Annotated in this window: 26 protein-coding genes; 17 read left to right on the plus strand and 9 right to left on the minus strand. The window is 46.2% G+C overall.

Annotated features, from left to right (window positions below):
• Nucleotides 1–60 precede the first annotated feature (60 nt).
• Nucleotides 61–1248, minus strand: coding sequence for a multidrug effflux MFS transporter (locus ABH899_RS16880; protein ID WP_369998437.1), 1188 nt, complete (start codon nt 1246–1248; stop codon nt 61–63).
• Nucleotides 1249–1431: 183 nt separating this feature from the next.
• Between ABH899_RS16880 and ABH899_RS16885 the strand changes: the two genes are divergently transcribed.
• The 3 genes from ABH899_RS16885 (at nt 1432) to ABH899_RS16895 (ending at nt 3665) form a co-directional block, all read left to right on the plus strand.
• Entirely contained in the window at nt 1432–2415 is a 984-nt protein-coding gene (locus ABH899_RS16885) for a phosphotransferase family protein (RefSeq protein WP_369998440.1), read from the plus strand.
• 182 nt (nt 2416–2597) lie between these two features.
• On the plus strand, nt 2598–3113 hold the full coding sequence (locus ABH899_RS16890) for a TetR/AcrR family transcriptional regulator (RefSeq protein ID WP_369998442.1): 516 nt from the start codon (nt 2598–2600) through the stop codon (nt 3111–3113).
• A gap of 129 nt (nt 3114–3242) precedes the next feature.
• A complete protein-coding gene (locus tag ABH899_RS16895) occupies nt 3243–3665 on the plus strand; it encodes a DUF3995 domain-containing protein (protein WP_369998445.1) in 423 nt (140 codons plus the stop codon).
• A 472-nt stretch (nt 3666–4137) separates the two neighbouring features.
• Here ABH899_RS16895 and ytaF read toward each other — a convergent pair whose 3' ends face one another.
• On the minus strand, nt 4138–4761 hold the full coding sequence (gene ytaF / locus ABH899_RS16900) for a sporulation membrane protein YtaF (protein ID WP_369998447.1): 624 nt from the start codon (nt 4759–4761) through the stop codon (nt 4138–4140).
• 176 nt (nt 4762–4937) lie between these two features.
• Between ytaF and ABH899_RS16905 the strand changes: the two genes are divergently transcribed.
• The 4 genes from ABH899_RS16905 to ABH899_RS16920 all read left to right on the plus strand — a co-directional run bounded on the left by ABH899_RS16905 (nt 4938) and on the right by ABH899_RS16920 (nt 8409).
• Nucleotides 4938–5606, plus strand: a complete 669-nt coding sequence (locus tag ABH899_RS16905; RefSeq protein ID WP_369998451.1) for a helix-turn-helix domain-containing protein — start codon at nt 4938–4940, stop codon at nt 5604–5606.
• 198 nt (nt 5607–5804) lie between these two features.
• Nucleotides 5805–6800, plus strand: coding sequence for an ROK family transcriptional regulator (locus ABH899_RS16910; protein ID WP_369999036.1), 996 nt, complete (start codon nt 5805–5807; stop codon nt 6798–6800).
• 3 nt (nt 6801–6803) lie between these two features.
• Complete coding sequence (locus tag ABH899_RS16915; protein WP_369998453.1) at nt 6804–8033, plus strand: MFS transporter; 1230 nt, start codon at nt 6804–6806, stop codon at nt 8031–8033.
• Between the two features lie 64 nt (nt 8034–8097).
• Nucleotides 8098–8409 carry a hypothetical protein gene (locus ABH899_RS16920; RefSeq protein ID WP_369998456.1) on the plus strand — a complete coding sequence of 104 codons (312 nt, stop codon included), beginning with the start codon at nt 8098–8100 and terminating at the stop codon, nt 8407–8409.
• A gap of 172 nt (nt 8410–8581) precedes the next feature.
• Here ABH899_RS16920 and ABH899_RS16925 read toward each other — a convergent pair whose 3' ends face one another.
• Both ABH899_RS16925 and ABH899_RS16930 read right to left on the minus strand, forming a co-directional pair.
• The gene (locus tag ABH899_RS16925; RefSeq protein ID WP_369998458.1) at nt 8582–9295 is read right to left on the minus strand and encodes an HAD family hydrolase; all 714 of its coding nucleotides are present in this window, start codon (nt 9293–9295) and stop codon (nt 8582–8584) included.
• Nucleotides 9296–9442: 147 nt separating this feature from the next.
• Nucleotides 9443–9994, minus strand: a complete 552-nt coding sequence (locus ABH899_RS16930) for a glutathione peroxidase (protein ID WP_218231072.1) — start codon at nt 9992–9994, stop codon at nt 9443–9445.
• A 256-nt stretch (nt 9995–10250) separates the two neighbouring features.
• Between ABH899_RS16930 and ABH899_RS16935 the strand changes: the two genes are divergently transcribed.
• From ABH899_RS16935 to ABH899_RS16955, 5 genes are all read left to right on the plus strand, one after another.
• On the plus strand, nt 10251–10841 hold the full coding sequence (locus ABH899_RS16935; protein WP_369998460.1) for a TetR/AcrR family transcriptional regulator: 591 nt from the start codon (nt 10251–10253) through the stop codon (nt 10839–10841).
• 36 nt (nt 10842–10877) lie between these two features.
• On the plus strand, nt 10878–11936 hold the full coding sequence (locus ABH899_RS16940; RefSeq protein ID WP_369998462.1) for a flavin-containing monooxygenase: 1059 nt from the start codon (nt 10878–10880) through the stop codon (nt 11934–11936).
• A 359-nt stretch (nt 11937–12295) separates the two neighbouring features.
• Nucleotides 12296–13051: a sulfite exporter TauE/SafE family protein gene (locus ABH899_RS16945; protein WP_369998464.1), complete on the plus strand. Its 756-nt coding sequence runs from the start codon at nt 12296–12298 to the stop codon at nt 13049–13051.
• A 159-nt stretch (nt 13052–13210) separates the two neighbouring features.
• Nucleotides 13211–13393, plus strand: coding sequence for a hypothetical protein (locus ABH899_RS16950; RefSeq protein WP_009676436.1), 183 nt, complete (start codon nt 13211–13213; stop codon nt 13391–13393).
• 64 nt (nt 13394–13457) lie between these two features.
• Complete coding sequence (locus ABH899_RS16955) at nt 13458–14513, plus strand: DUF1835 domain-containing protein (protein ID WP_369998466.1); 1056 nt, start codon at nt 13458–13460, stop codon at nt 14511–14513.
• 121 nt (nt 14514–14634) lie between these two features.
• Here the strand turns inward: ABH899_RS16955 and ABH899_RS16960 are convergent, their stop codons facing one another.
• Nucleotides 14635–15174 (minus strand): helix-turn-helix domain-containing protein, encoded by a 540-nt coding sequence (locus tag ABH899_RS16960; RefSeq protein WP_369998469.1) that lies wholly within the window; start codon nt 15172–15174, stop codon nt 14635–14637.
• A gap of 148 nt (nt 15175–15322) precedes the next feature.
• On the opposite strand from ABH899_RS16960, the gene ABH899_RS16965 reads away from it, so the two are divergent.
• From ABH899_RS16965 to ABH899_RS16975, 3 genes are read left to right on the plus strand one after another with little or no spacing between them, the layout of a single operon-like run.
• Nucleotides 15323–15562 carry a PLD nuclease N-terminal domain-containing protein gene (locus ABH899_RS16965; protein ID WP_369998472.1) on the plus strand — a complete coding sequence of 80 codons (240 nt, stop codon included), beginning with the start codon at nt 15323–15325 and terminating at the stop codon, nt 15560–15562.
• Nucleotides 15559–16461 carry an ABC transporter ATP-binding protein gene (locus tag ABH899_RS16970; RefSeq protein ID WP_369998475.1) on the plus strand — a complete coding sequence of 301 codons (903 nt, stop codon included), beginning with the start codon at nt 15559–15561 and terminating at the stop codon, nt 16459–16461. The genes ABH899_RS16965 and ABH899_RS16970 overlap by 4 nt, the downstream gene beginning before the upstream one ends.
• Nucleotides 16462–17250: an ABC transporter permease subunit gene (locus tag ABH899_RS16975; RefSeq protein WP_369998477.1), complete on the plus strand. Its 789-nt coding sequence runs from the start codon at nt 16462–16464 to the stop codon at nt 17248–17250.
• A gap of 129 nt (nt 17251–17379) precedes the next feature.
• Here the strand turns inward: ABH899_RS16975 and ABH899_RS16980 are convergent, their stop codons facing one another.
• The 4 genes from ABH899_RS16980 to ABH899_RS16995 all read right to left on the minus strand — a co-directional run bounded on the left by ABH899_RS16980 (nt 17380) and on the right by ABH899_RS16995 (nt 19641).
• Nucleotides 17380–17757: a hypothetical protein gene (locus ABH899_RS16980; protein ID WP_369998479.1), complete on the minus strand. Its 378-nt coding sequence runs from the start codon at nt 17755–17757 to the stop codon at nt 17380–17382.
• 310 nt (nt 17758–18067) lie between these two features.
• Entirely contained in the window at nt 18068–18817 is a 750-nt protein-coding gene (locus tag ABH899_RS16985; RefSeq protein WP_369998481.1) for a hypothetical protein, read from the minus strand.
• Nucleotides 18818–19076: 259 nt separating this feature from the next.
• The gene (locus ABH899_RS16990) at nt 19077–19394 is read right to left on the minus strand and encodes an EamA family transporter (RefSeq protein WP_369998483.1); all 318 of its coding nucleotides are present in this window, start codon (nt 19392–19394) and stop codon (nt 19077–19079) included.
• Nucleotides 19339–19641: an Lrp/AsnC family transcriptional regulator gene (locus tag ABH899_RS16995; protein ID WP_369999038.1), complete on the minus strand. Its 303-nt coding sequence runs from the start codon at nt 19639–19641 to the stop codon at nt 19339–19341. Before ABH899_RS16995 ends, ABH899_RS16990 begins: the two co-directional genes overlap by 56 nt.
• Nucleotides 19642–19772: 131 nt before the next feature.
• On the opposite strand from ABH899_RS16995, the gene ABH899_RS17000 reads away from it, so the two are divergent.
• Together ABH899_RS17000 and ABH899_RS17005 are read left to right on the plus strand one after the other, a co-directional pair.
• Nucleotides 19773–20111, plus strand: a complete 339-nt coding sequence (locus tag ABH899_RS17000; protein ID WP_009676488.1) for an ArsR/SmtB family transcription factor — start codon at nt 19773–19775, stop codon at nt 20109–20111.
• Nucleotides 20112–20146: 35 nt separating this feature from the next.
• Nucleotides 20147–20656 (plus strand): SRPBCC domain-containing protein, encoded by a 510-nt coding sequence (locus ABH899_RS17005; protein ID WP_218231064.1) that lies wholly within the window; start codon nt 20147–20149, stop codon nt 20654–20656.
• Nucleotides 20657–20682 lie beyond the last annotated feature (26 nt).

The following is a 20682-nucleotide window of genomic DNA, read 5'->3' on the forward strand; positions in this document are numbered from 1 at the left end:
TTTTCTGAATACAGAAAATCGGCTTTTGCAGGGAAGAACGTTTACCTGAATAGGCCGCTTTTATTTTACGGGCAGCTGCAGCTTTTTACTTACGAATACCATTATCAGCGACAAAACGAGGAAATAAAGCGGCATGGTGAGCAAAGAATCATTGTGCAGGTAACTCATGCCGCTCGTGATCAGACTGACAAGGATATAGTAGCCCAAGCCGAAGATGGCGCCCGCCGTCCCGAGTACATCGCTGTATCGGACCAGCGCCAAGCTTAGACAGTTGGGTATAGCCATCCCGATTCCCAGCAGGAAGATGAAGATACAGACGGCCAGAAGAATTAGAAAAATTGCGGTAGGACTCGCCTTGTACAATATGATGGCGGTCATGCAGGCCGCTCCGACAGCGGATAGTACCGTGCCGGCGACGATGATCGTTTCAGCGGTGAATCTCGTTAACAGTTTTTTCGACAACAAGGCGCCGAGAATGGAAGAAAGCGCCACAAGAATACCGAAAATACCGAACTCGCCAGGTGTCAGTCGAAAATACTCCATAAAAATAAACGGCGACTCGGCATAGTAACTGAACAAAAGACCGTTAGTTGCACCAATGAGAAAACCGAATGCCCATAACTTTCTATCGCCAATCATGCGCCGGAGCACAGACCGGATTTTGATGTCAGTTGTTACGGCTCCTTTTGTTTCAGGGAGTGCAGCGAACGTATACGCAAAAACGGCCGCGCTCATGATAACAAGTGTGAGGAAAACCGCTCTGAAACCGAGCGCTTGATCTACCCAGCCGCCAATTAACGGGCCGATCGCCGGAGTGAAGGCCAGCGCTGCGGAAATTTGGGCAAACACGGCGTGACGTTTGGCTCCGTCGATACTCTCGCGCAGGATGGTTTGCGTGACAACCGAGCCGGTACTGGCTCCGAAAGCCTGAACGAACCGGCTTACCAATAGCCATTCGGCCGTGCCGGACAAATAACACCCCAAGCTTCCGAGACCATAAACGAGGATTCCCCAAAGCAGCGCGGGACGCCGTCCGATTGAATCCGAGAGCCTTCCCCAGCAGAAAACACCAAGGGCAAAGCCCAGGAAGTAGATACTGAGCGTCAGTTGGATCAAGTTCCGGCTGACCTGGAAATGATTCGCGATATCCGGTAAAGAAGGCGTGTATATCGTTTCGCTAATTTGCGGAAAACCCACAAGAATAATAAACAGCAGGATGGATGGTGTTGAGATTTTTTTTGTTAACACAGTTCATGCCCCCTATAAATTGAAAAATCTCAATTCGTCCCGGGTATTACGGGATAGGGGGCTTGCATTTAATCAATCGGGTAAATGAGAGCATGTAATTTCACCTTATTTTTTTATAGGGGGACTATAACGAGTATTATAGCAAGAATTCTCAAAGTTCCCAACACTGGAGGGGGAAAAGAAATGGAAACAGAGAGCTTGAAGCTCGCCAGGCTCACAAAATTGGTTGCGGAACATTATCAGCTGGAGCCGCTTAGCATCAGCCGGCAGCAAGGAGGATGGGCTTCCTTGGCTTACCGGATCGAGACCCGAAGTAACGCGACCTATTTTTTGAAAGAGTATGAGAAAAAACGGTCGTCGACTCCCAAATTAACCGCACGGCTGGACAAATATATCCCCGTAACCGGCTGGCTTAACGAAAACACGGACCTGGCCGGTAAAATCCCGGTGCCTCTGAAAACTCAATCGGGGGAATATGTATGTGAAAATGCGGACGGTATTTTTCTTCTTTACGAATATATTCACGGAGAAACGATCGGAGAAAAAGCTTTAAACCAAGCTCAGATCGAACAACTGACCCATATATTGGCCGAGCTGCACAAGGTCGGAAATTCCATCCCGGTGCCTGAAGAACATCTGACGGAGGATTTTCATGTCCCTTTTATAAACGCACTCAACGAAACGATGGCAGCCCGCCATTTATCTCCAAGATTAAGATCCGCAATAAAACCTTACGAAAACGTTTTGTTTGAACATATATCCATTTTGCAGGAGCTATCTTCGAAATTGGCCGGTCGCATGCTGCCCCTGCGCTGGTGTCATACGGATATTCATCCCTGGAACATGATGCAGAGCGATCATCAGCTGATTTTGATTGATTGGGAAGGTTTGAAGCTGGCACCGGTGGAAGCCGACTTGATGTTCCTGACAGATGAAACTTATTTTCACGATTTCTTCGCTTTATATAAAAAAATACATCCCAACTATATCGTAGATGAAGAAGCGCTCCGATTTTATAAAATCAGGAGGCTGCTTGAAGATATTTGGGAATTTACGGAACAATTTTTATATGACGAACAAAGTGAATCTGAAAAAGAAGGCACTCTCAAGCAATTGATCCATGAACTGGAATCTTTGAAGAGGTTCCGCGCAATCCCGCTTTTTTGAAGCATTTATTGACTTATCTAGTCGACCGTGATCATTAAACGTTTGTCATAGTCTGAAAAGTGTCGGCACAATTGCCGGCACTTTTTTATTAACCGGGACGACCGACTGGCTCTCCATTGACAAAATAAAATTCGAATCGTATTCTGATAAAAACATACGCTTCCGTATCTAAAGGAGGAGTCATGCAAGTAACGAGAGAAGATTGGGTAAAAGCCGGACTAAATAAGCTGGGCGAAGCCGGCATACATGAAGTGCGTGTCGAAGTACTTGCCAAGGCGCTGAAGATAAGTAAAGGCAGCTTCTACCACTATTTTCGAGACCGTAAAGAACTTCTGGATTCCATGCTGGATTATTGGGAAGATCATGCAACCAAACGGATCATCCGGAATGTAGAACAGGATAACTCCTCGTTGGAACAACTGCTTAATCTTAGTATCAACAACCGGGACAAGAAAATGGAGATCGGCATTTATGCCTGGGCTAAACATGATCCTACCGTGGCATCCCGACTAGTCGATATCGAGGAACAAAGAATTCATTTTATTTCCGTCTTGTATCAGAAGAGAGGGTTGACGCATTCAGAGGCCGCCGACAGGTCCAGACTTACCTATTTAACTTATGTAGGATGGATGACTCGGTTTGAGAGCAATACGAATTTTGATATCGTCAAAATGTTTGAGATTTTATTAAAGCTATGAACACTCATGTCCCGATGTGGCTGTACGTGCTGCAGGGACATAAAAAATGTACAACCATACGGAGACGTATGTTTAGCTGTTAACTGCCGTTTGTTAGATGAAGAAAGGCCGAATCGGGAGGCGGACTTAATGAAATCCGTTATGGCTTTGTCAGCCGTAAGTATTTTGGCTCTAATCAACATCTTACATATTTATTGGGCGTATGGGGGGCGCTGGGGGATCGGTGCGGCCATACCTTCGAAAGCGGGGGAGTATAAGCCTGCTTTTAAACCCGGGAAGTCGGGGACGCTCTTCGTGGCTCTTCTTCTTTTAATGGTTTGTTTCATACTCCTGATGCAAGGCGGTTATATAGACCAACTTCCGGCAAATACCCTTTCAAGAACGGGGTGTATCGTTTGCGCTTCTGTTTTCTTCCTGCGGGCGGTCGGTGACTTTAGACATATCGGATTTTTCAAGAAAGTAAAGCACACGGTATTTGCAAGAAATGATACGTGGTTATATAGCCCGCTTTGTTTATATTTAGCGCTAACGTGTACGATTCTTCTGTTTTAAGTTGCGGGCTCAAAAAAATGAAGCGGCAACCCCTTAGGGTTATCGCTTCATGGAAATTAGATTCTTCGTTCAAAAACCAGAACATTCCGTCTGGACGACACAAGCCGGAAGCCGTGTCTTAACAGACATCGTTTAGCAAAAAACACACGGCCGCCAAAGAATAAGAAACGGTTGCATGGTCGGGCGCTGCCGATTATACGGAAGGCGATGATAATTCTTCGTCCGGTTATGACACTGCGTCTAAACTTGATTTCGACTACATCTCTTCTTATGCGGGCCATATTAATCACCTCGCTTTCCTCTGAATACTATAGTTAATGCGAGAATTGATAGAAAGGTAACTTAGAAATCACCAGTAAACCGCACAATTCTTTCTACAACCAGGTGGAAAAACAAAGAGACCCGAGTCAAGTCCGGGCCTGGAAAAAATCGGAATGGATTTACCTTCTGTTTCTTTTTAGTTCCTCATCGTTCACAGTAAGCTGTTGGCGGCAATCATGAGAAGCATCATGCCGCTAACGAGGGTGCCGAATTGGCCTAACGTAAAGGAACCGATGCGGATGCCGGCAACTTTGCCGCCCAGCCAGACTCCAAGCCATACGGTCAGAAAACTTCCAAAAGCCGCCGTAAGAGATATCGCAAAGGGAGAGAGGCCGAGCAGCCCCGCACTTAACCCATTGGTCAGCGCATTGGCCGAAAGGGCAATTCCCAGAATAAACGATTCGGCGATTCCGATATGCTTGGAATTGTCCCGGTCCACCTGCTCGGGATTCTGTAAAATCCCCCGTAATCCATTACTCTTTGACTGAGAGGGAGCTATTTCGGGCTCCTTTCCCGGAGTTGCCATCAAAATGATCCGTATTCCGATGAAGAAGAGGCTAAACGCGCCCAGAAGGACGGGGAGCATGCCGGGCAGGACGGAAGAAATCCATTTTCCAAACCATATTCCCGTATAGCTGAACAAGAAGCAGACAGCGGCAACGATCAAGTTGGACAAAATTCCGATTCGGATTTTTCGAATCCCGTAAGAAATTCCCACACCTAAATTATCGAGACTCGATGAAATTGCAAAACCTAAGATAAGCAGCCACGCCATTTCTCAACACCTCGTTATGTTGTATTTGCTTTTAAAGTATGTGCCGTTGAGAAAGTAGTGCCAGTACCACCCAAAAATCTCAACAAACTTCGTGCTTTTACGGACAAAGACAAGGTAAATTTTTCAACAGTCTTTCATATACTGGTTCATAAAGGGTCGAGAAAGGAGATGCCCCGATGGAAGCTCTTGATCCGCCGAAGGAAAGCACGATTGGGGAACTCATTAAGGTTCAGTTGAAAAAGCAATCGCTTTCCATGCGTAAGCTTAGCAGTCTCTGCGGAATGGACACCGCTACGATTTCACGAATCGTAAACGGCAAACAGGAGCCGAAGCTCATTCATCTAAAGCTTTTTTCCGAATACCTGGATCTGTCGCTGGATAGGTTGATCGAAGCTTCCGGTTATAGAGTGAACCCTGGAAAAGAAACCGGCCATTCTCACATCTATCATTCGCTGGGTATGCTGCTGGAATTGTTCGGGGACTCTAGCGTGTCCGATTTAAAAGCTACGACGGGGCGCATTGAGCAGGAATTGGCCAAATACGAGCTGTATGCGCAGACGGAAGAAGGACACCGCTTGATTTGCCGGGAGTTCGATACCAAGCTGGCACAAGTGAACGGGGTAGGGCCGTTAATCGATCAATTGAAGGAAATGTATACTCTCTACTGCGCCAAAAGTTCCTCCGAAACCCATCAGGCTATCCTCGGAAGCGCTTTGTTGTACTTCATTTTATCTGCTGATATTATACCCGACTATCTGTTTCCGATCGGTTACGTGGACGATGCCATGGCTGTTCATCTTGTTCTAGACAGGCTGAGTCAAAGAGGATTTCCGCACAAGCTTTGACCGCCTGCAGGCGGTTTTTTTATAATAGGGGGGTCCTATAACGAATTTGTCCCTCTCCTGCGCCCTAGGGCTTTTTCTTTTTGATTGCTTACATAAGCAATTTCTGTTATTATCATGACAACTTATTAAATGCGTTTAATAAGTAAGCGAGGAGTGTGATATAGGGTGAGTGAGCTGCCTCCTACATCCAATGACAGCATGAAGAAAGCGATCCTTCGCAGCATACGCGCAGCTCTTCTGGAGCTTGGAAGCGCAACGAAGGTTGAACTTAGTCACAAACTAGGCATCAGCTTTCCTACCGTCAGTAAGTTTCTGACTCAAATGGCGAAGGACGGGGAAATTTTTTCAACCGGTCTTGATGGTTCGAGTGGGGGAAGACGGGCCGAAAGATACGCGTATAATCCGGATTATATGTTAGGTTTGGCTCTGTTTCTGGAGAAAACGGAAACGAATTACACGATTTTCAATTGTTCGGGGGACATAAAGGAATATGGCCAAACATCCGGTGTCCTGACGGGTCCTATTCCCGGCTTAACGGATCAAATCGGGAGGATCATCGCGAAGTATCCGAAAATCCGATCCATAGCGGTCGGTGTGCCCGGCGCGGTCAACAATGGCCGGATCATCTATATTCCCGGCTATGAGCAGTTTCATCAGTTTGATCTGAAAAGCTATTTTGAAGAGCGTTTTTCCATTCCGGTCGCGGTTGAAAACGATATGAATGCGGCCATTCTCGGCTATCATTTAAAAGGGACCCAGACAGACAATCCGACTCTGATCTATCTGAATTTCGGACAAAACGGACCCGGTGCCGGCATTCTGGTCAATGGCGACGTGGTGCGGGGAAGCACGTTCTTTTCGGGAGAAGTTTCATTCGTGCCTCAGTATGACGACCGCAATTTCCTGCAAGCTTTGGAGCGTGAAGCGGGATCTGAAGAAGAAGCACTTCGCGAGAAGGAGATAGATGCCGTTAGCAGGTTGATCGCTTCGTTTACCGCTATTCTTAATCCTCACGCGATTATTTTTTGCATCAATGAAGTCAGCAGCTCTCTTCTTAATTTAATCGCAAATAGGAGTGCCGCCTACATACCGGAAGAACATCTTCCGGAACTGTGTACCAGTGACTGGAAGCAGGATTATTTGAACGGATTACAGCACCTCGGGCTTGACCTTATGATGTGGGAGAAGAGGTGACCTATGGCTACTTTCTTTTTATTGATTATTTATATGGCTTTTATCAGCCTGGGCCTGCCTGATTCCTTGCTGGGATCGGCTTGGCCCGTCATGCAGACGGATCTAGGCGCGCCGCTCGAAACCGCCGGTTTGCTGTTTATGACCGTCACAGCCGGTACGATTGTTTCCAGTATGGCAAGCGGAACCCTGCTTAAATGGTTCGGAACGGGGAAACTCACTCTCATCAGCTGCATCATGACGGCCGGTGCTCTGCTCGGCTTCGCTGCAGCCCCGTCGCTTGTCTGGTTAATGATCTGCGCCATACCCCTTGGATTGGGCGGAGGCGCCGTAGATGCGGGCCTGAACAATTACGTTGCCGCACATTACAAAGCGCATCATATGAGTTGGCTTCATTGCTTCTGGGGAGTAGGAGCTACGCTCGGGCCGATTATTATGGCGCAATTTATTTCAGGGCCGGACTCCTGGAGAGATGGATACCTCACGGTTGCCGGGATTCAGTTTGCCCTGGTGATCCTCCTGTTCGTCACCCTGCCCTTATGGAACCGGGTGGCAAGGAATAACCACGCGGCTTTGGACAAAGAAACGGAAGACCCGCACGGGGCAGGGGATGAGCGTTCCGAGAGCTCCGCAAAGCCTTTACAAATCAGGGGAGTTAAGCTCGCTTTGGTCACCTTTTTGTTTTATTCCGGAGCGGAAGCGACAATCGGGCTGTGGGGAAGCAGTTTTCTGGTGAATATGAAAGAGCTGCCGGCCGCGGTCGGGGCGCAGTGGGTGTCCCTTTATTATGCGGGAATCACAGTCGGCAGAATGGTTACGGGTTTTATTACGTTCAAAGTGTCTAACCGAACTCTTATCCGGTGCGGCCAAATCACCGCTCTCGCCGGTGCGGCCTTGCTGATTCTGCCATTGCCGCCTGTTTTCTCGCTTGCGGGTTTTATGATAACGGGATTGGGCCTGGCGCCTATCTACCCGTGTATGCTGCATGAAACGCCCGTGCGTTTCGGCCGGAAACACTCCCAGTCGATTATGGGGTATCAAATGGCCGTGGCCTATGTGGGCAGCACGTTTATGCCTCCTCTGCTCGGTTTTCTGGCTTCCCTTTTCGGCATCGGAGTGTTCCCGTTTTACATTGTACTGTCCGCCGCAGCTATGTTCTTGTTTTCGGAAAAACTGAATGTCTTCCTAACGGCCAGGAAGAATGCCTTGAAGAACAACACGACTTTCACAGGATGATCATTTTGTCCTTATGCGTTCCTAAGATATAATAGATGTACTAAAAAATAGGGGAGGCATTTCAATGAGCCAGCGTTATCGCATTACAAGGGCGTTTCAGGAAAACGGCAATTCCGCAAAAACGATCTCTTTGGAGGAGTGCAAACAGCTTTTCTCGTCCAAAGCCGATTTTTCTTATACAACCGTTTTTACGGTGAATGGCGCAACCAGCATGTCCATTGAAGGGGACTTTTTCATGTGGAGCTACGACGAGGACACCAAGATTCCATTCAGGCATTACGAGGGGGACATCTACGTGTCCGGTACGAATAAAGTCGTCATTCCCTTGGTCATTGAAATTGCGAGCGAATTAGGGGCGGATGTACAGGAGGAGTAGATCCTAAACTGAATCGTACGAAAGCAGGAAGTCTTCCGGGGCGATTTTACGATTACCCTGAAAGGAAATGCGAAGCTGCGGGATGTTACGTTCAGTGAAATGAAGGATGGGCGGGAATGACAAAAGAGCTTGTCTTCATTAGAAGGCAAGCTCTTTTCGCCTTTTGTAACGGTTAAGTTAGCGAAGAAAGCGGGGCAAAAGGCAGCGAATCTTTTAAAGCCCAGAGCTCTTCAAAACTTCTTACCCGGTGATCGGCGAGTGAAAGATCCTGATTGCCCGAACCGGGATTTTGAAGTCCGATGCACCGCATGCCGGCGCTTTTCGCGGCAATGACGCCGTTGCGCGAATCTTCGATGACGAGACAGGAAGAGGGTTCCACTCCCAGCAAGCCGGCCGCATGAAGAAAAATGTCCGGCGCCGGTTTTCCGTGATTGACTTCCTCTCCGCTGACTCGTACGTCGAAATAATGTCCAAGGCCGGTCTTGTCCATAATCAGCTCAATAAGCGGCCGGGGGGAAGAGGAGGCGACAGCTACCGGAATCTGCTTTTCTTTGAGCCAGCTTAACCAGCGTTCCGCTTGAGGCATGGCCGTAAGCTCCGTATGTCCGGACAAAATAGTCATCACATTGTCCTTGTGATACGTTAACACTTGTTCCAGCGCAAACGGAATCCGGTGCTTGTCCAGTATTTGCTCCCACATGGATTCCAGCGTTACACCGACAAAACTATGATGGTCCTCTTCGCTCACAGGCACGCCGAAATGGTCGAACGAACTGCGTTCAATATCAAAATATATCGGTTCGCTGTCTATAAGGACGCCGTCCATATCGAACAGAACCGCTTTTATGGAAGCTGCCTTCCATTCGGATTTGTTTAAATCCTCCAATGAAATTCCTCCTTTGACATACAGCGCGGATTACAAACTCATGCTAGCATATTCGTTCGTTCTTTTAAAGATTAGGCTAAGTTTAACCTCAATGTTGAGTCTGGGTTAATTGAGCAAACGTGTCCGTTTATTACCGAAAATGTTCATTTACTTTAAAAGCAATGATTTAATTATTGGCTCTATTTCAAATGGTTCCGTCGTTGTTTCGTATCTTCCGTACAACTGACCGTTCTGATCGATCAAAAACTTTGTGAAATTCCACTTGATCCCATCACCAGCGTATAAATCAGGATATTTTTCTTGCAGAAAGTTTTGCATCTTTTGACCGTCTGAAGTCTGGGTATTGAAACCATGAAATGGAGCTTGCTCTGTCAAAAATTGAAATAATGGGTGAGTCTTTTGACCTCTAACCTCCATTTTCTCAAATAACGGAAACGTCACTCCAAAGTTACTCTCACAATATTCTCGCACTTCCGAGTTGCTCCCTGGCTCTTTTTCGTTGAATTGGTTACAAGGAAAACAGAGAATCTCAAAATCTCGCTCATTATGACTTTCGTAAAGCTTTTGAAGACCAGCGAATTGGCGAGAATAACTGCACCTACTGGCAGTGTTGACAATTAGGAGAACTTTTCCACGATAAATTGACAATTCAATAAGATTACCGTTAATTGTGTTCACTTGAAAATCATAGATAGACATAAGTGCATTCCACCCCAATCCCGTTATTTAATTTATAACAATAACACATCGACTTTTATTGGTATAATATATAATGGAAATAACGTTTATAGGTAAATGCAATAAACAAATATTCATCCGTCAAAAATACACTTTCAATACTGCTTTCTCTCAACTATTCATCCATTTGATGCAGCCGGAATGAATCTTTCAAAACGTGGTCCGCCATGCTATACTGCATGCAAGCAAGTACTTGCATGCATGAAAGGTGATGCAGATGGAACAAACTGCGCAAGAAACCCGAGAGAAGATTTTAACTGCCGCCATCTCTTTAATGAAGGAAAAGGGATACAAAGGCATGACGACACGCGCAATCGCAAAAGCAGCCGGTGTGAACGAAAGTACGATTTTCCGGCATTTTGTTAATAAACAGGGAATTTTGGACGCCTTAGTGGACCGGTATTCCTATGTTCCCGGCATCCATCAAGTCTTTGACAGCTTAACGGGAGAGCTTCAATCCGACCTGACCCACGTTGCGCGAGCGTACCAGGAGTTTATGAAGCACAATGGCGAGATGGTGTTAATCGGATTAAGAGAGACCGGGCAGTTTCCTGAACTGGACGAAAAAACAGCCGCTATACCGATTCAATTAAAGGAGCTGCTTGTCGACTATTTAACCCGTATGTACGAGAAGGGCGTCATTCAGAGAACCGATTTTGAAGCGTCGGCGATGACTTTTATTTGGATGAATCTCGGCTATTTTATATCCGCTTCGCTTTACGGTCAAAAAATAACGCTCGTAAAAGTCGAAGATTTTCTCCAGTTCGGTGTTTGTACATTCGCTCAAGGTTTGTTAAAGGGACATTAGAGAAACGATAAAATCGCAGCTAGGGGAAATGTGAAGATGAACCATGTGGAAGTTATCATAATCGGCGGAGGACAAGCCGGTCTGGCTATGGGGTATTTACTGAAACGGAAAGGAGTCACCTTCTTTATTCTGGATGCCCATGAACGGACCGGAGATTCCTGGAGATCGCGCTACGACTCCTTGACTTTATTTACACCGAGGATGTACAGCGGCCTTCCCGGCATGAAGTTTCCGGGGGTGCCTGAAGGTTTGCCTGCCAAGGATGAAACGGCTGATTATTTGGAGGCGTATGCCAAGGCTTTCGCTCTGCCTATCCGGCATCAGACGAATGTACATTCACTTACTAAACATGAGTTTGGTTTTAAAATTGAAACCGGACAGGAAACTTTTATTGCGCGTCAAGTAGTCGTGGCCACGGGGCCTTTTCAAGAACCTGTTATCCCGGATTTTGCGAAAAAACTGCCGAAAGAAATCGTTCAGCTGCATTCTTCCGGCTATAAAAATGAATCCCAGCTTGCGGACGGTCCCGTACTGGTGGTCGGCGGCGGCAATTCGGGTGCGCAAATCGCGGTTGAGCTTTCGGATCGCAGGCCAGTCACGATCTCAGTGAGCCGACCCATGCATTTTAAACCCATGCGATTGTTCGGAAGAAACATTTTCTGGTATTTCGAGACATTCGGTTTGCTGAAAGCGAACGCGGAGTCTCCGCTTGGTTCTTGGCTGAAAAAACAACCCGAGCAAGTATACGGGACCGAATTAAAATCCCTCCTGAAAAAAAGAATCGTTTCTTTGAAGCAAAGAGCAATAGATGCAGACTCCGCAGAGATTCTTTTTAAGGACAAATCGCGGATGAAGGTGTCTACTGTCATTTGGGCCACCGGTTTTCGAAACGCATATCCGTGGATCGACATTCCGGAAGCGGTAGATGCCAACGGAAAGCCGATCCATCGCAGCGGTGTCAGCAAGGTAAAAGGATTGTATTATTTAGGATTGCCTTGGCAATCCTGCCGCGGCTCCGCTTTGTTAGGGTGGATGGGGCGAGATGCCGAACACTTGGCGGAAGTCATCGAACAGTATGCTGAGCGATCAGGGTGAAACAAGCGACTGTCGATGAGAACAGCCAAGAGCGGGGAGCCCGCCGGAGAAAACGAGTGACGCGCGTGCACACCAGAAACATACGTACATGATAACGGAAAACTCCATAAATTTCACGCCTTATCAGAGAGTCTGTGACTACGTTTAAAGACCGTATAAAAACTTCATGTATAGGATCTTGTTTGATGGTCTTAAAACCGTTTTAAAAGCACTTAAAACCCGTTAAAACACGCATTTTATACATAGGAAACGTATGATATTATATAGACCTGTACAAAAAGGAGGGGTTCTTTGCGTTATTTTAATGTTGATGCAAAATCGTTGAACAGGCGGTCTTATTTAGCCGATGGGAGGGAGCAATGACTATCTCTCTGATCGTGCTGGTGGTCGCTGCGGTTTTTGTCGGCGCCTTCATGAAATCTATGTTCGGCTTCGGGGAGGCGATCGTGAGCATGCCTTTGCTTGCCCTGCTGCCGGTGCCTCTGCAAACGTCGGTTTCTCTGATCGGTTTGGCAGGACTGACCGTTGCTTTGCTGACCGTGTTTAGCGGCTGGCGCCATGTTGAACGTCCTGTCTTGATTCGATTGGCCGTTTCCACTGTAATCGGTATTCCTTTCGGGCTTATTATGCTTCACCTTATTCCTGCTATCGTGATTACTTCCGCACTTGGTATTTTCTTAGTCATTTTCGGCTGTTATTCCTTGCTGAAGAAGTTACTTTCCCGGAAAATCGGGCGGCCGCTGCTTCACAACCGAGGATGGGTTTTGCCGTTCGGTTTTGCTTCCGGAGTTCTTGGCAGCGCCTATAATTTCAACGGTGTACCGGTCGTTGTTTACGGTACCTTGCGGCGCTGGAATCCCGATCGTTTTCGGGGCACGCTGCAAGCACATTTTCTTATATCCGGCTTACTCGTTGTGACAGGACATGCACTCGGCGGATTATGGACGGTAGACGCGTTGGTTTTGTATGCGTACTCTTTGCCCGCTATTCTTGCGGCTACCGGACTTGGCGTCCTCTTGAATAAGCGGATTTCTGCTGAAAATTTCGAGCGGTACTTATTTATGATCATCATCGCACTTGGAATTTTGTTAATTCTGCCAAGCGGTTCTAACTAAGCTTATCCGATATCTTGTACCGTTTTTTGCGGCAGCATGATCGTAATAGCTTTCTAGATCTAACTGGTTGGAACCAGATAAAGGGAAACGTCAAACCTAATTATGGTAAAATAAGTGAGTGCGGTATTTCTTTGTTATATACGAAAGAGGCGATAAATTATGAATGATGAAACCAATAAGGAAATATTAAAAGAACTAAGGAACTTAAACGAAAAAATCGATCATTTAATCGCCGCAAAAGGATTATCCGCCCCTCTTAAATTATTAGCCGTTTTTATCGGATTCGCGGTGATAGGTCCTATAGTTGTTGTCATTTTGTCGGCCTTGCTAAATTTATTCTAGATAACCGCGTAAAGGCTGTAATTTTTATAGGAAAGAGATTTTAGAGGGAAAGAGAGGGATCAAAATGAGAAATAGACCGGGGATCGCGAGGGCAATCGATAGTTTGGAGGGACAGGGCGCGAAAATTTATCTGGCGTTTGCTTTGGAACAAATCAGGAAGCTGAAAGAACGGGAAGCGCCGCTGGAAACATCGGTTTCCGAACTCATTGAACTGTATGACGAATTAATTGAATCCGCAGAAAAAAAGGCGGCCTGGGACCCGGTTCCGACCTGTACCCATGTCCATTTTGTTGTAGGCTATTCCTTTGCGGGCAGTATAAAAGCGGCTCTGAAGCAGCTCAACTGGTCGGGCACACATAAGGTGATTACGCTGAGCGGGAACTACGCCATTGGACCGGTTCACGCCTTGGACTCATACGAAGGACGGAAAGCAAGGCGGGACTGGTTTCAGGACCATATTACGGAGTCCTTTGAAGTCTGCGATGACCCTGAAGAAGATTACGATCAGTTACTGGAAAGGGTCAACAAAATTCCGGAGCAGGCGAAGGTAATTGTCTGGACCAGCCGCAACGCATGCGAGCAGACGGGAATGCTGCACGCGTTCCGTTTGCTGAGCGGGCGGTCAAATTTTTTAGCACTCTATGATGCCTGCACAATCTGCGAGGAGCTTGATAATCGTCCGAATGCCACGATCAGCTATAGGCACTCGGGAGAGATTCCGTCAGACAAACTGCAAGCGGCGCTTGTCCGCATGAAGGAGAACAGCTACCTGAGTGATTCGGATAAGACACGGTTGGAGCGGGAATGGCAAACAATCTCGAAGCAAAGCGGAGCACTTCGAATTTGGCGTGATGCAGCGGTGGCTGAGGTGCCGGATGATTATTATGACATGTACTTGCTGGACAAGCTGGACAAGCTAAGACCTGCCTCCGATCCTCGTTATGTGAAAGCAGCCCGTCTAATTGGAGAAGCGATGGGCTGTTGTGAGCAATATATCGGAGACGCCTATTTTGAATTTCGGTTGAGGCAGTTGATTTATGAAGGTATTCTTGAGATTAAAGGTGTTCCCAGCTCGATGAGACGCTATAGCGTCAGACGTAAAAAGCTTTCGTCAAACTGAGTTCCGAGATTGTAAGGAACCTGTTCAGGATTTCCAGCGGCGCATGCAGCTATAACTCGGCCCGCCTAGGGACCCGAAGAACAGAGAGGATGAAGGCAAGCTGTATCAGCATCTCAGACTTCTAAGCATCCGGAATAATTGTAAAGGCAATCGTTCTGACCGGTGCTTCGGTATCTTTGCCCGCGGAATGGTAATACTTCGTCATCAATTCGTTTAATTCGTTCTGAAACTGACTGAATTGTTCCTCATCCAGCTTCATTTCTACCAATGAAAAAGTGGCACCGTCTTCCCGGGTGTTTTGTTCTTCTATTTTTTTGAGATAAATTTGATATTGAGTCATAAGGGACAGCTGATAATAGGAAACATAATCAAGCTTCTTTTCATGAGAAGCTTTTTTCCATTCTTCCATATTTAACTTCGCTTCAAGTTCATTCAGAACATAGTATTTTTCCACAACGGATTTCACTTTTTTTTCTTTAAATACACGTAGGATTCCCGCATCCAACATCACCTGTATATGTCTATATAAAGTGGCTTGAGGTACGTCTTTGATGATTTTGACCATTTCCAAGGATGTCAGTCCCGTGTCTTTATTCCTCATCAGCACTTGAGAGATTTTCATTCTTACCGGATGCATTAAAATTTCCGCTTTGTTAGCCATCATTTTCTCCTTGTGTGGGCATGAATTGGTTTTCGAAGCTCTGTATTTCTATTCTTATTATAAATAATGAGAATAGGTATTGCAACGAACGCACTTTGAAGTTAATATTATCATTATCAATAACGATAATAAAAGAGGTGCTACACACATGCAGCTGCATTATGGGTTTGACGAATTAAAAGAAATTGACTTTATGGCTTTTATCCCTATGCTTCTCCCGTTTTTAGCCATTGGTGCCCTGCTGGTTCTGATTGCCTTAATTGATCTATACCGGCACAGAACGACGAGAAAGAGCGTTCTCCTATGGACCTGTATAATCCTTTTCGTTCATACACTGGGTCCGATTCTGTACTTTGTGCTAGGCCGAAAGGATGACGTGAAACTATGAAATTGGAGATCAAGCATGTAAAGAAGGCCTATAAAGATAAAATTGCGGTAAATGATTTCTCGATGGAGCTTAGTACGGGGGAATGTGTCGGCTTAATCGGTCCGAACGGAGCGGGGAAATCGACTTTACTAAAAATGATTACAGATATGATCAAGCCGGACGAAGGCGAAGTTTTGCTCAATGGGAATAAAATAGCGCAAATGAAAAGGGAAATCGGCTACTTGCCGCAGTACCCAAACTTTTATCATTGGATGACAGCTCGGGAAACTCTTGCGTTTATGGGGCAGCTTTCCGGACTGCAAAAAGAAGAATTAATCCATTCAATCCCGGAGATTTTGGCTAAAGTTGGACTAAGGGAAGTCGGGAACTCAAAAGTCGGCACCTTTTCCGGCGGTATGAAACAGCGGCTCGGTATTGCACAAGCACTGCTGCACAAGCCTGCGCTCATCGTTATGGATGAACCGGTATCCGCACTGGATCCGATTGGCCGGCGGGAAGTGGTAAACCTGATCCGGGATATAAACCAAGATACCACGATTATATTGTCCACCCACATACTTAGCGATGCTGAAGAAATATGCGAACGATTTGTGATGATAAGCAACGGAATCAAAATAGAAGACACCACGTTTGCCGAACTTTTCGCTCGCAGTAACAAAAACAAGCTGAGCATACAATGTACAGCGAAAGATTTAAAATGGATTGACGTTGCAAAAAAATTGCCTTACGTGAGAGAGATAGAAGTTACCGGGAACAGGATTGATATCGAAGTCGAAAATATCCAAACAGATAAAAACAGAGTATTGGAAAACGCTCTTGTTCATGAAGTGGACATCGTAAAATTCGAAATCCATACCGACACGTTAGAAGAAATTTTCCTTCAATTGGTGGTGAAGTAAATGAATACATTCTATGTGCTCGTAAAAAAAGAAGGGGTTCAAATGATACGTGAGCTAAAAGTGATATGGCTGCCGGTCGTTTTTATTTTATTGGGAATGACCCAGCCCATAGTGACTCATTACTTGCCATCCATTCTGGGAGCGTTAGGCAGTGGGAAGGGAATCACCATCGATCCGATTATGGCTGCTCAAAAAGGCGGGGAAGTTCTAGCCGGCACGTTGGGATCTCAATTTGATCAACTCGGCCTGATTATTCTTGCCGTCTCCATGATGGGGATGATTCAAAGCGAAAAGGCAAACGGCATGTTGGCTTTCATTCTGACACGGCCTGTAACTGTCCGTACCTATCTAGCTGGAAAAATCATAACCCATTATTTGATGGCCGCTTTCAGTGTAGCAATGGGATACTTCGTTTCTTATGTATATGTTCATTTTCTTTTTACGAAGGTTCCGTTTTTCCAGATGATGACGGCCTTATTGCTTTATCTGGTATGGATTTGTTTTGTTACCTCTTTTATCACTATGCTCAGTACCCTTTTTAACAGCCAGAGTATGATTGCATTAACGGCGATTGTTTTGCTTATCGGCTCCCGGATTATGGCGGGTATAAGTCCGATCGGCGATTTAATAAATCCGGCAAGTATGAGCAAGCTGGCCATGGAATTGCTGATCGCAGGATCTATGCCTTCACGAGCAGTGGAGCATACACTCGTAACGCTTGTTTGGATTACGCTGATCCTCTTTGTAACGAATTACTGGATTTCGGGCAAAAAAATCAATTCCGATTAAGTAAACTGCATTGGACTGGACTTAGCGCGACAGGATACGCATTCTTTTTATGTACATTCTTCACAAATTTATGTGAAGAATATAATCATGGAGTTCACGAGAACAGATCAGGAAAAACCCAAACCCTATTTACATGATCGGACTAAGTGACGAAATAACGCTTAATTCGGATTGAAGAATACGCTGATCCGTGACAAGATTACCAAATCCATCGATGCCGAAAACGGAAAGTAACGCATTGGGTGTTGCGACGGAAGTCGTATTAATTTGAACTTCATAAGAGACGTTCCCGGCAATAAAAAATTCTCTAACATTATAAGAATTTGCAGGAACCACATACGTTATCAGATAGGCCGTGTAGAATGTAGTGGAATTTACAGAAGCGAATACCTGCACCGTAACGGTCACCGGGTTTGTGGTATCCAAGTTTCTGACGTTCATAACAATGTTAGAAGATGCGGTACCTACGTCTCTCGTATTGGTAATTACACCTGTTGAAAATGGCATACACATTCCTCTCCTTTCGCTAGTTCTGCTATATGATATGAACGGCTTCTAGCGATGGATTGGATTATAACCTATCAGATTATTAAACTTTTAAACTAGACTACCATTTTTCCATAGATTTGAGCGCTGCTTGTTCCTTTTATTCAACTCACAGCAATGAGCTTGATCAGAAGTACGAAGAGGAATGTATGAAATCCAATCTAAAACCCCAAAAAACGACAAACCCTAATCTCGTAGGACCTGTCGTTTTATAAACCGTAACCTTATTGAGTTGCGGGGGATATCTTCCTCTAAACACCACAGCAGCTCATTAACCATAGTATGGTTCTATGTTATTGGAGGGATAAGGTATGAAGCCTGCATTATTTACACGCCAGTCAGATATTTTGTTTGTCGTATGCTTAATATCTGCCTTTATTTGTCTTCGCAAAGCATCAGAGATACTCAGTCCTTTTATACACTCCAGGAATGATTTAAGATACACCTCCAGAGCAGCAGGTATAGAACCAACGGCAGCAGCTATGGTTGCTTGAGGTCCTACAACACTTGATGCCGTGGCCGCACCATATACAACATTAGTGGCTAATCCTGCAGCGATCAAATGACATCCTTCAATTTCTCTTTTCACAGCTTCCTCTAATGTCTCTGGATAAGTGGCTTCGGCATAGACGCGAAATCGGCTTTTTCTGGTTTGGGTGCAGGGTAATTTTATATCTTGTTTGCATTTGCGTCCGGGATTGTTCCAAGTGGGACAAGGGACCCAAGTCCATCCCGTTACACAGGTTGCAGCCTTGAATTCGGGATATTCAAGCGAAAAAAGTGTTTTTTCATAACGTCCTTTTGGAGCTCCTTGTTCTTGTCCGCCAGGGCAAGGGTAGGGTATCTTAATACCGCCCGGTCCGTTCTTATAACATATCTTTACAGGTGGCCGAGGTTCTGCAATATAAGAATAAACCTCAGGGTTCCATCGGTAAGCAGTAACCTGCTCCACAACCTCAAAGAAATCATAATTATCCGTATTGAGGCCTTGGTTTCTTGTCGGTAAATTTTGGTTTGACATATGAATTAATCCTCATTATGTTTATTTTGAAAATTTGATACATTATATTATTGTGTTATAGCCTATCCGGTTCTAGACGAAAGCCCAAGTTTTTTTGATAAGGTGAATTCATCCCTAAATGACTCAGGGGGAATTGTTCTACATACGAAAACAAGCCATCCTCGGAGATCGAACGAAGGGAATGGCTTGTTTTTTTGCTAACGTAATTTTCGAGAAACCGTAATCACGACAACCGCGGCTATAATGAAGACAGCGGCCGTCAGCGAATGGGGGACAACTGCTCACCGGCCAGGGACCAGCCCAGAAATACGGCAACGACGGGATTGACGAAGGCATAGGTGGAAACCAGCACAGGTTCCGCACGTTTTAACAGCCAGATGTAGGCCGTATAACTGACGATAGAGCCGAACGCGATTAAATATCCAAGAGCTGCATAAGAACGAAGGGTAATTGCACTCGGCTGCAATGCCCAGAAATTTGGATGTTTCCCGCCTGAGTAAGATTTGTGGCCGCAGGCAGTTTCATATTCGTGCTCCTTTCCTGTCCAAACTGAAGACTGCGGATAGTGCGGACTCAATTTTCTTTCCGCCCATTTTCATATACGGTAGACAAAATGAAAGTCGTGGAAGTTTCTTGAACCTCGTGAATCTTAAACTCCAATCCACGATGCCGCGATACCCTTTGATAATTCCGTTTTTTTCAAGCTTTGCGACCCGCTGATGAACTGCCGGAGGGGAAATGTGAAAACATTTGCTTATCTCTTCATGGGAAAGTCTCCCGTCCTCTTCAAGCAACCGGATGATTTTTATGTCGATAGAGTCCATCTCTATAAGAGTTATGAATATTCCTTTACAGGAATATTCCTTATATGGTATATTGATTTCAGCAAGAAAAAGGAACCGAACAACGACTCCGGACACTTACCTACAAGACCGGCAGAGAATGGATGATGACCATGGACGCTCGCGTCATGAGTGCTCTTGCCGAGCCGAACCGGCTGTTGATTTTGGAGCTGCTGCGGGAGTGTCCGCTCACGGTAGGGGAAATTGCGGAGCGGCTGCAGATGCGCCAGCCTCAGGCATCGAAGCATTTGCGTGTTCTGAGCGAAGCGGGCCTTGTTAAGGCACAGGCGGATGCGAATCGGCGAATCTACAGCCTTCAGCCGGACCCTTTCCGGGAGCTGGATGAATGGCTGGAGAGCTACCGCGTCATCTGGGAGGAACGATTCGACCGTCTGGACGACTATCTACAGAAGCTGCAGGGCCGGGAAACCGGGGAAGATCGGCAAGATTGACCGAAGAGAAGCCAATTATTGAGGAGGAATTTACAATGACAAATCCAATCACTTCCAAGGTGGAAGACAAGACCCTGACGCTGGAGCGCGTATTCAAGGCTCCCCGCGAGCTGGTGTTCGAGGCCTTCTCCCAGGCCGAGCATCTGAAGCACTGGTGGGGTCCGAGAGGCTGGAGCATACCGGTATGCAGCATGGATTTCCGTGTCGGCGGCGTTTGGCATTATTGCATGAAATGCGAGGACAAAAATCAGGGCGAATTCTACGGGATGGAATCGTGGGGCAAAGCGGTATACAGCGAGATCCAAGCACCGGAGAAGATCGTGTACACGGACTATTTCTCCGACGCGGAAGGCGGCATTGCGGAAACAATGCCGGCTACGATTTGCACGCTGACGTTCATCGAAGTTGAAGGCGGCACCAAAGTCGTCAGCAGAGGCGAATATGCAACGGCCGAGGACTTGAAGCAGGTACTGGATATGGGCATGCTGCAAGGCATCACCGAAACATGGGATCGTCTGGGCGAGCACCTGGAATCGATTCAGTAGAACAGCCGGTCGGTCACGCGGCCAGT

It is taken from the genome of Paenibacillus sp. RC84 (assembly GCF_041260495.1).
Classification (GTDB): Bacteria; Bacillota; Bacilli; order Paenibacillales; family NBRC-103111; genus Paenibacillus_F.

Coding starts and splice junctions, on each gene's coding strand:
- ABH899_RS16885 (WP_369998440.1), top strand. CDS start 1,432: ATGGAAACAGAGAGCTTGAAGCTCGCCAGGCTCACAAAATTGGTTGCG.
- ABH899_RS16890 (WP_369998442.1), top strand. CDS start 2,598: ATGCAAGTAACGAGAGAAGATTGGGTAAAAGCCGGACTAAATAAGCTG.
- ABH899_RS16895 (WP_369998445.1), top strand. CDS start 3,243: ATGAAATCCGTTATGGCTTTGTCAGCCGTAAGTATTTTGGCTCTAATC.
- ytaF (WP_369998447.1), bottom strand. CDS start 4,761: ATGGCGTGGCTGCTTATCTTAGGTTTTGCAATTTCATCGAGTCTCGAT.
- ABH899_RS16905 (WP_369998451.1), top strand. CDS start 4,938: ATGGAAGCTCTTGATCCGCCGAAGGAAAGCACGATTGGGGAACTCATT.
- ABH899_RS16910 (WP_369999036.1), top strand. CDS start 5,805: ATGAAGAAAGCGATCCTTCGCAGCATACGCGCAGCTCTTCTGGAGCTT.
- ABH899_RS16915 (WP_369998453.1), top strand. CDS start 6,804: ATGGCTACTTTCTTTTTATTGATTATTTATATGGCTTTTATCAGCCTG.
- ABH899_RS16920 (WP_369998456.1), top strand. CDS start 8,098: ATGAGCCAGCGTTATCGCATTACAAGGGCGTTTCAGGAAAACGGCAAT.
- ABH899_RS16930 (WP_218231072.1), bottom strand. CDS start 9,994: ATGTCTATCTATGATTTTCAAGTGAACACAATTAACGGTAATCTTATT.
- ABH899_RS16935 (WP_369998460.1), top strand. CDS start 10,251: ATGGAACAAACTGCGCAAGAAACCCGAGAGAAGATTTTAACTGCCGCC.
- ABH899_RS16940 (WP_369998462.1), top strand. CDS start 10,878: ATGAACCATGTGGAAGTTATCATAATCGGCGGAGGACAAGCCGGTCTG.
- ABH899_RS16945 (WP_369998464.1), top strand. CDS start 12,296: ATGACTATCTCTCTGATCGTGCTGGTGGTCGCTGCGGTTTTTGTCGGC.
- ABH899_RS16950 (WP_009676436.1), top strand. CDS start 13,211: ATGAATGATGAAACCAATAAGGAAATATTAAAAGAACTAAGGAACTTA.
- ABH899_RS16955 (WP_369998466.1), top strand. CDS start 13,458: ATGAGAAATAGACCGGGGATCGCGAGGGCAATCGATAGTTTGGAGGGA.
- ABH899_RS16960 (WP_369998469.1), bottom strand. CDS start 15,174: ATGGCTAACAAAGCGGAAATTTTAATGCATCCGGTAAGAATGAAAATC.
- ABH899_RS16965 (WP_369998472.1), top strand. CDS start 15,323: ATGCAGCTGCATTATGGGTTTGACGAATTAAAAGAAATTGACTTTATG.
- ABH899_RS16970 (WP_369998475.1), top strand. CDS start 15,559: ATGAAATTGGAGATCAAGCATGTAAAGAAGGCCTATAAAGATAAAATT.
- ABH899_RS16975 (WP_369998477.1), top strand. CDS start 16,462: ATGAATACATTCTATGTGCTCGTAAAAAAAGAAGGGGTTCAAATGATA.
- ABH899_RS16980 (WP_369998479.1), bottom strand. CDS start 17,757: ATGCCATTTTCAACAGGTGTAATTACCAATACGAGAGACGTAGGTACC.
- ABH899_RS16985 (WP_369998481.1), bottom strand. CDS start 18,817: ATGTCAAACCAAAATTTACCGACAAGAAACCAAGGCCTCAATACGGAT.
- ABH899_RS16995 (WP_369999038.1), bottom strand. CDS start 19,641: ATGGACTCTATCGACATAAAAATCATCCGGTTGCTTGAAGAGGACGGG.
- ABH899_RS17000 (WP_009676488.1), top strand. CDS start 19,773: ATGGACGCTCGCGTCATGAGTGCTCTTGCCGAGCCGAACCGGCTGTTG.
- ABH899_RS17005 (WP_218231064.1), top strand. CDS start 20,147: ATGACAAATCCAATCACTTCCAAGGTGGAAGACAAGACCCTGACGCTG.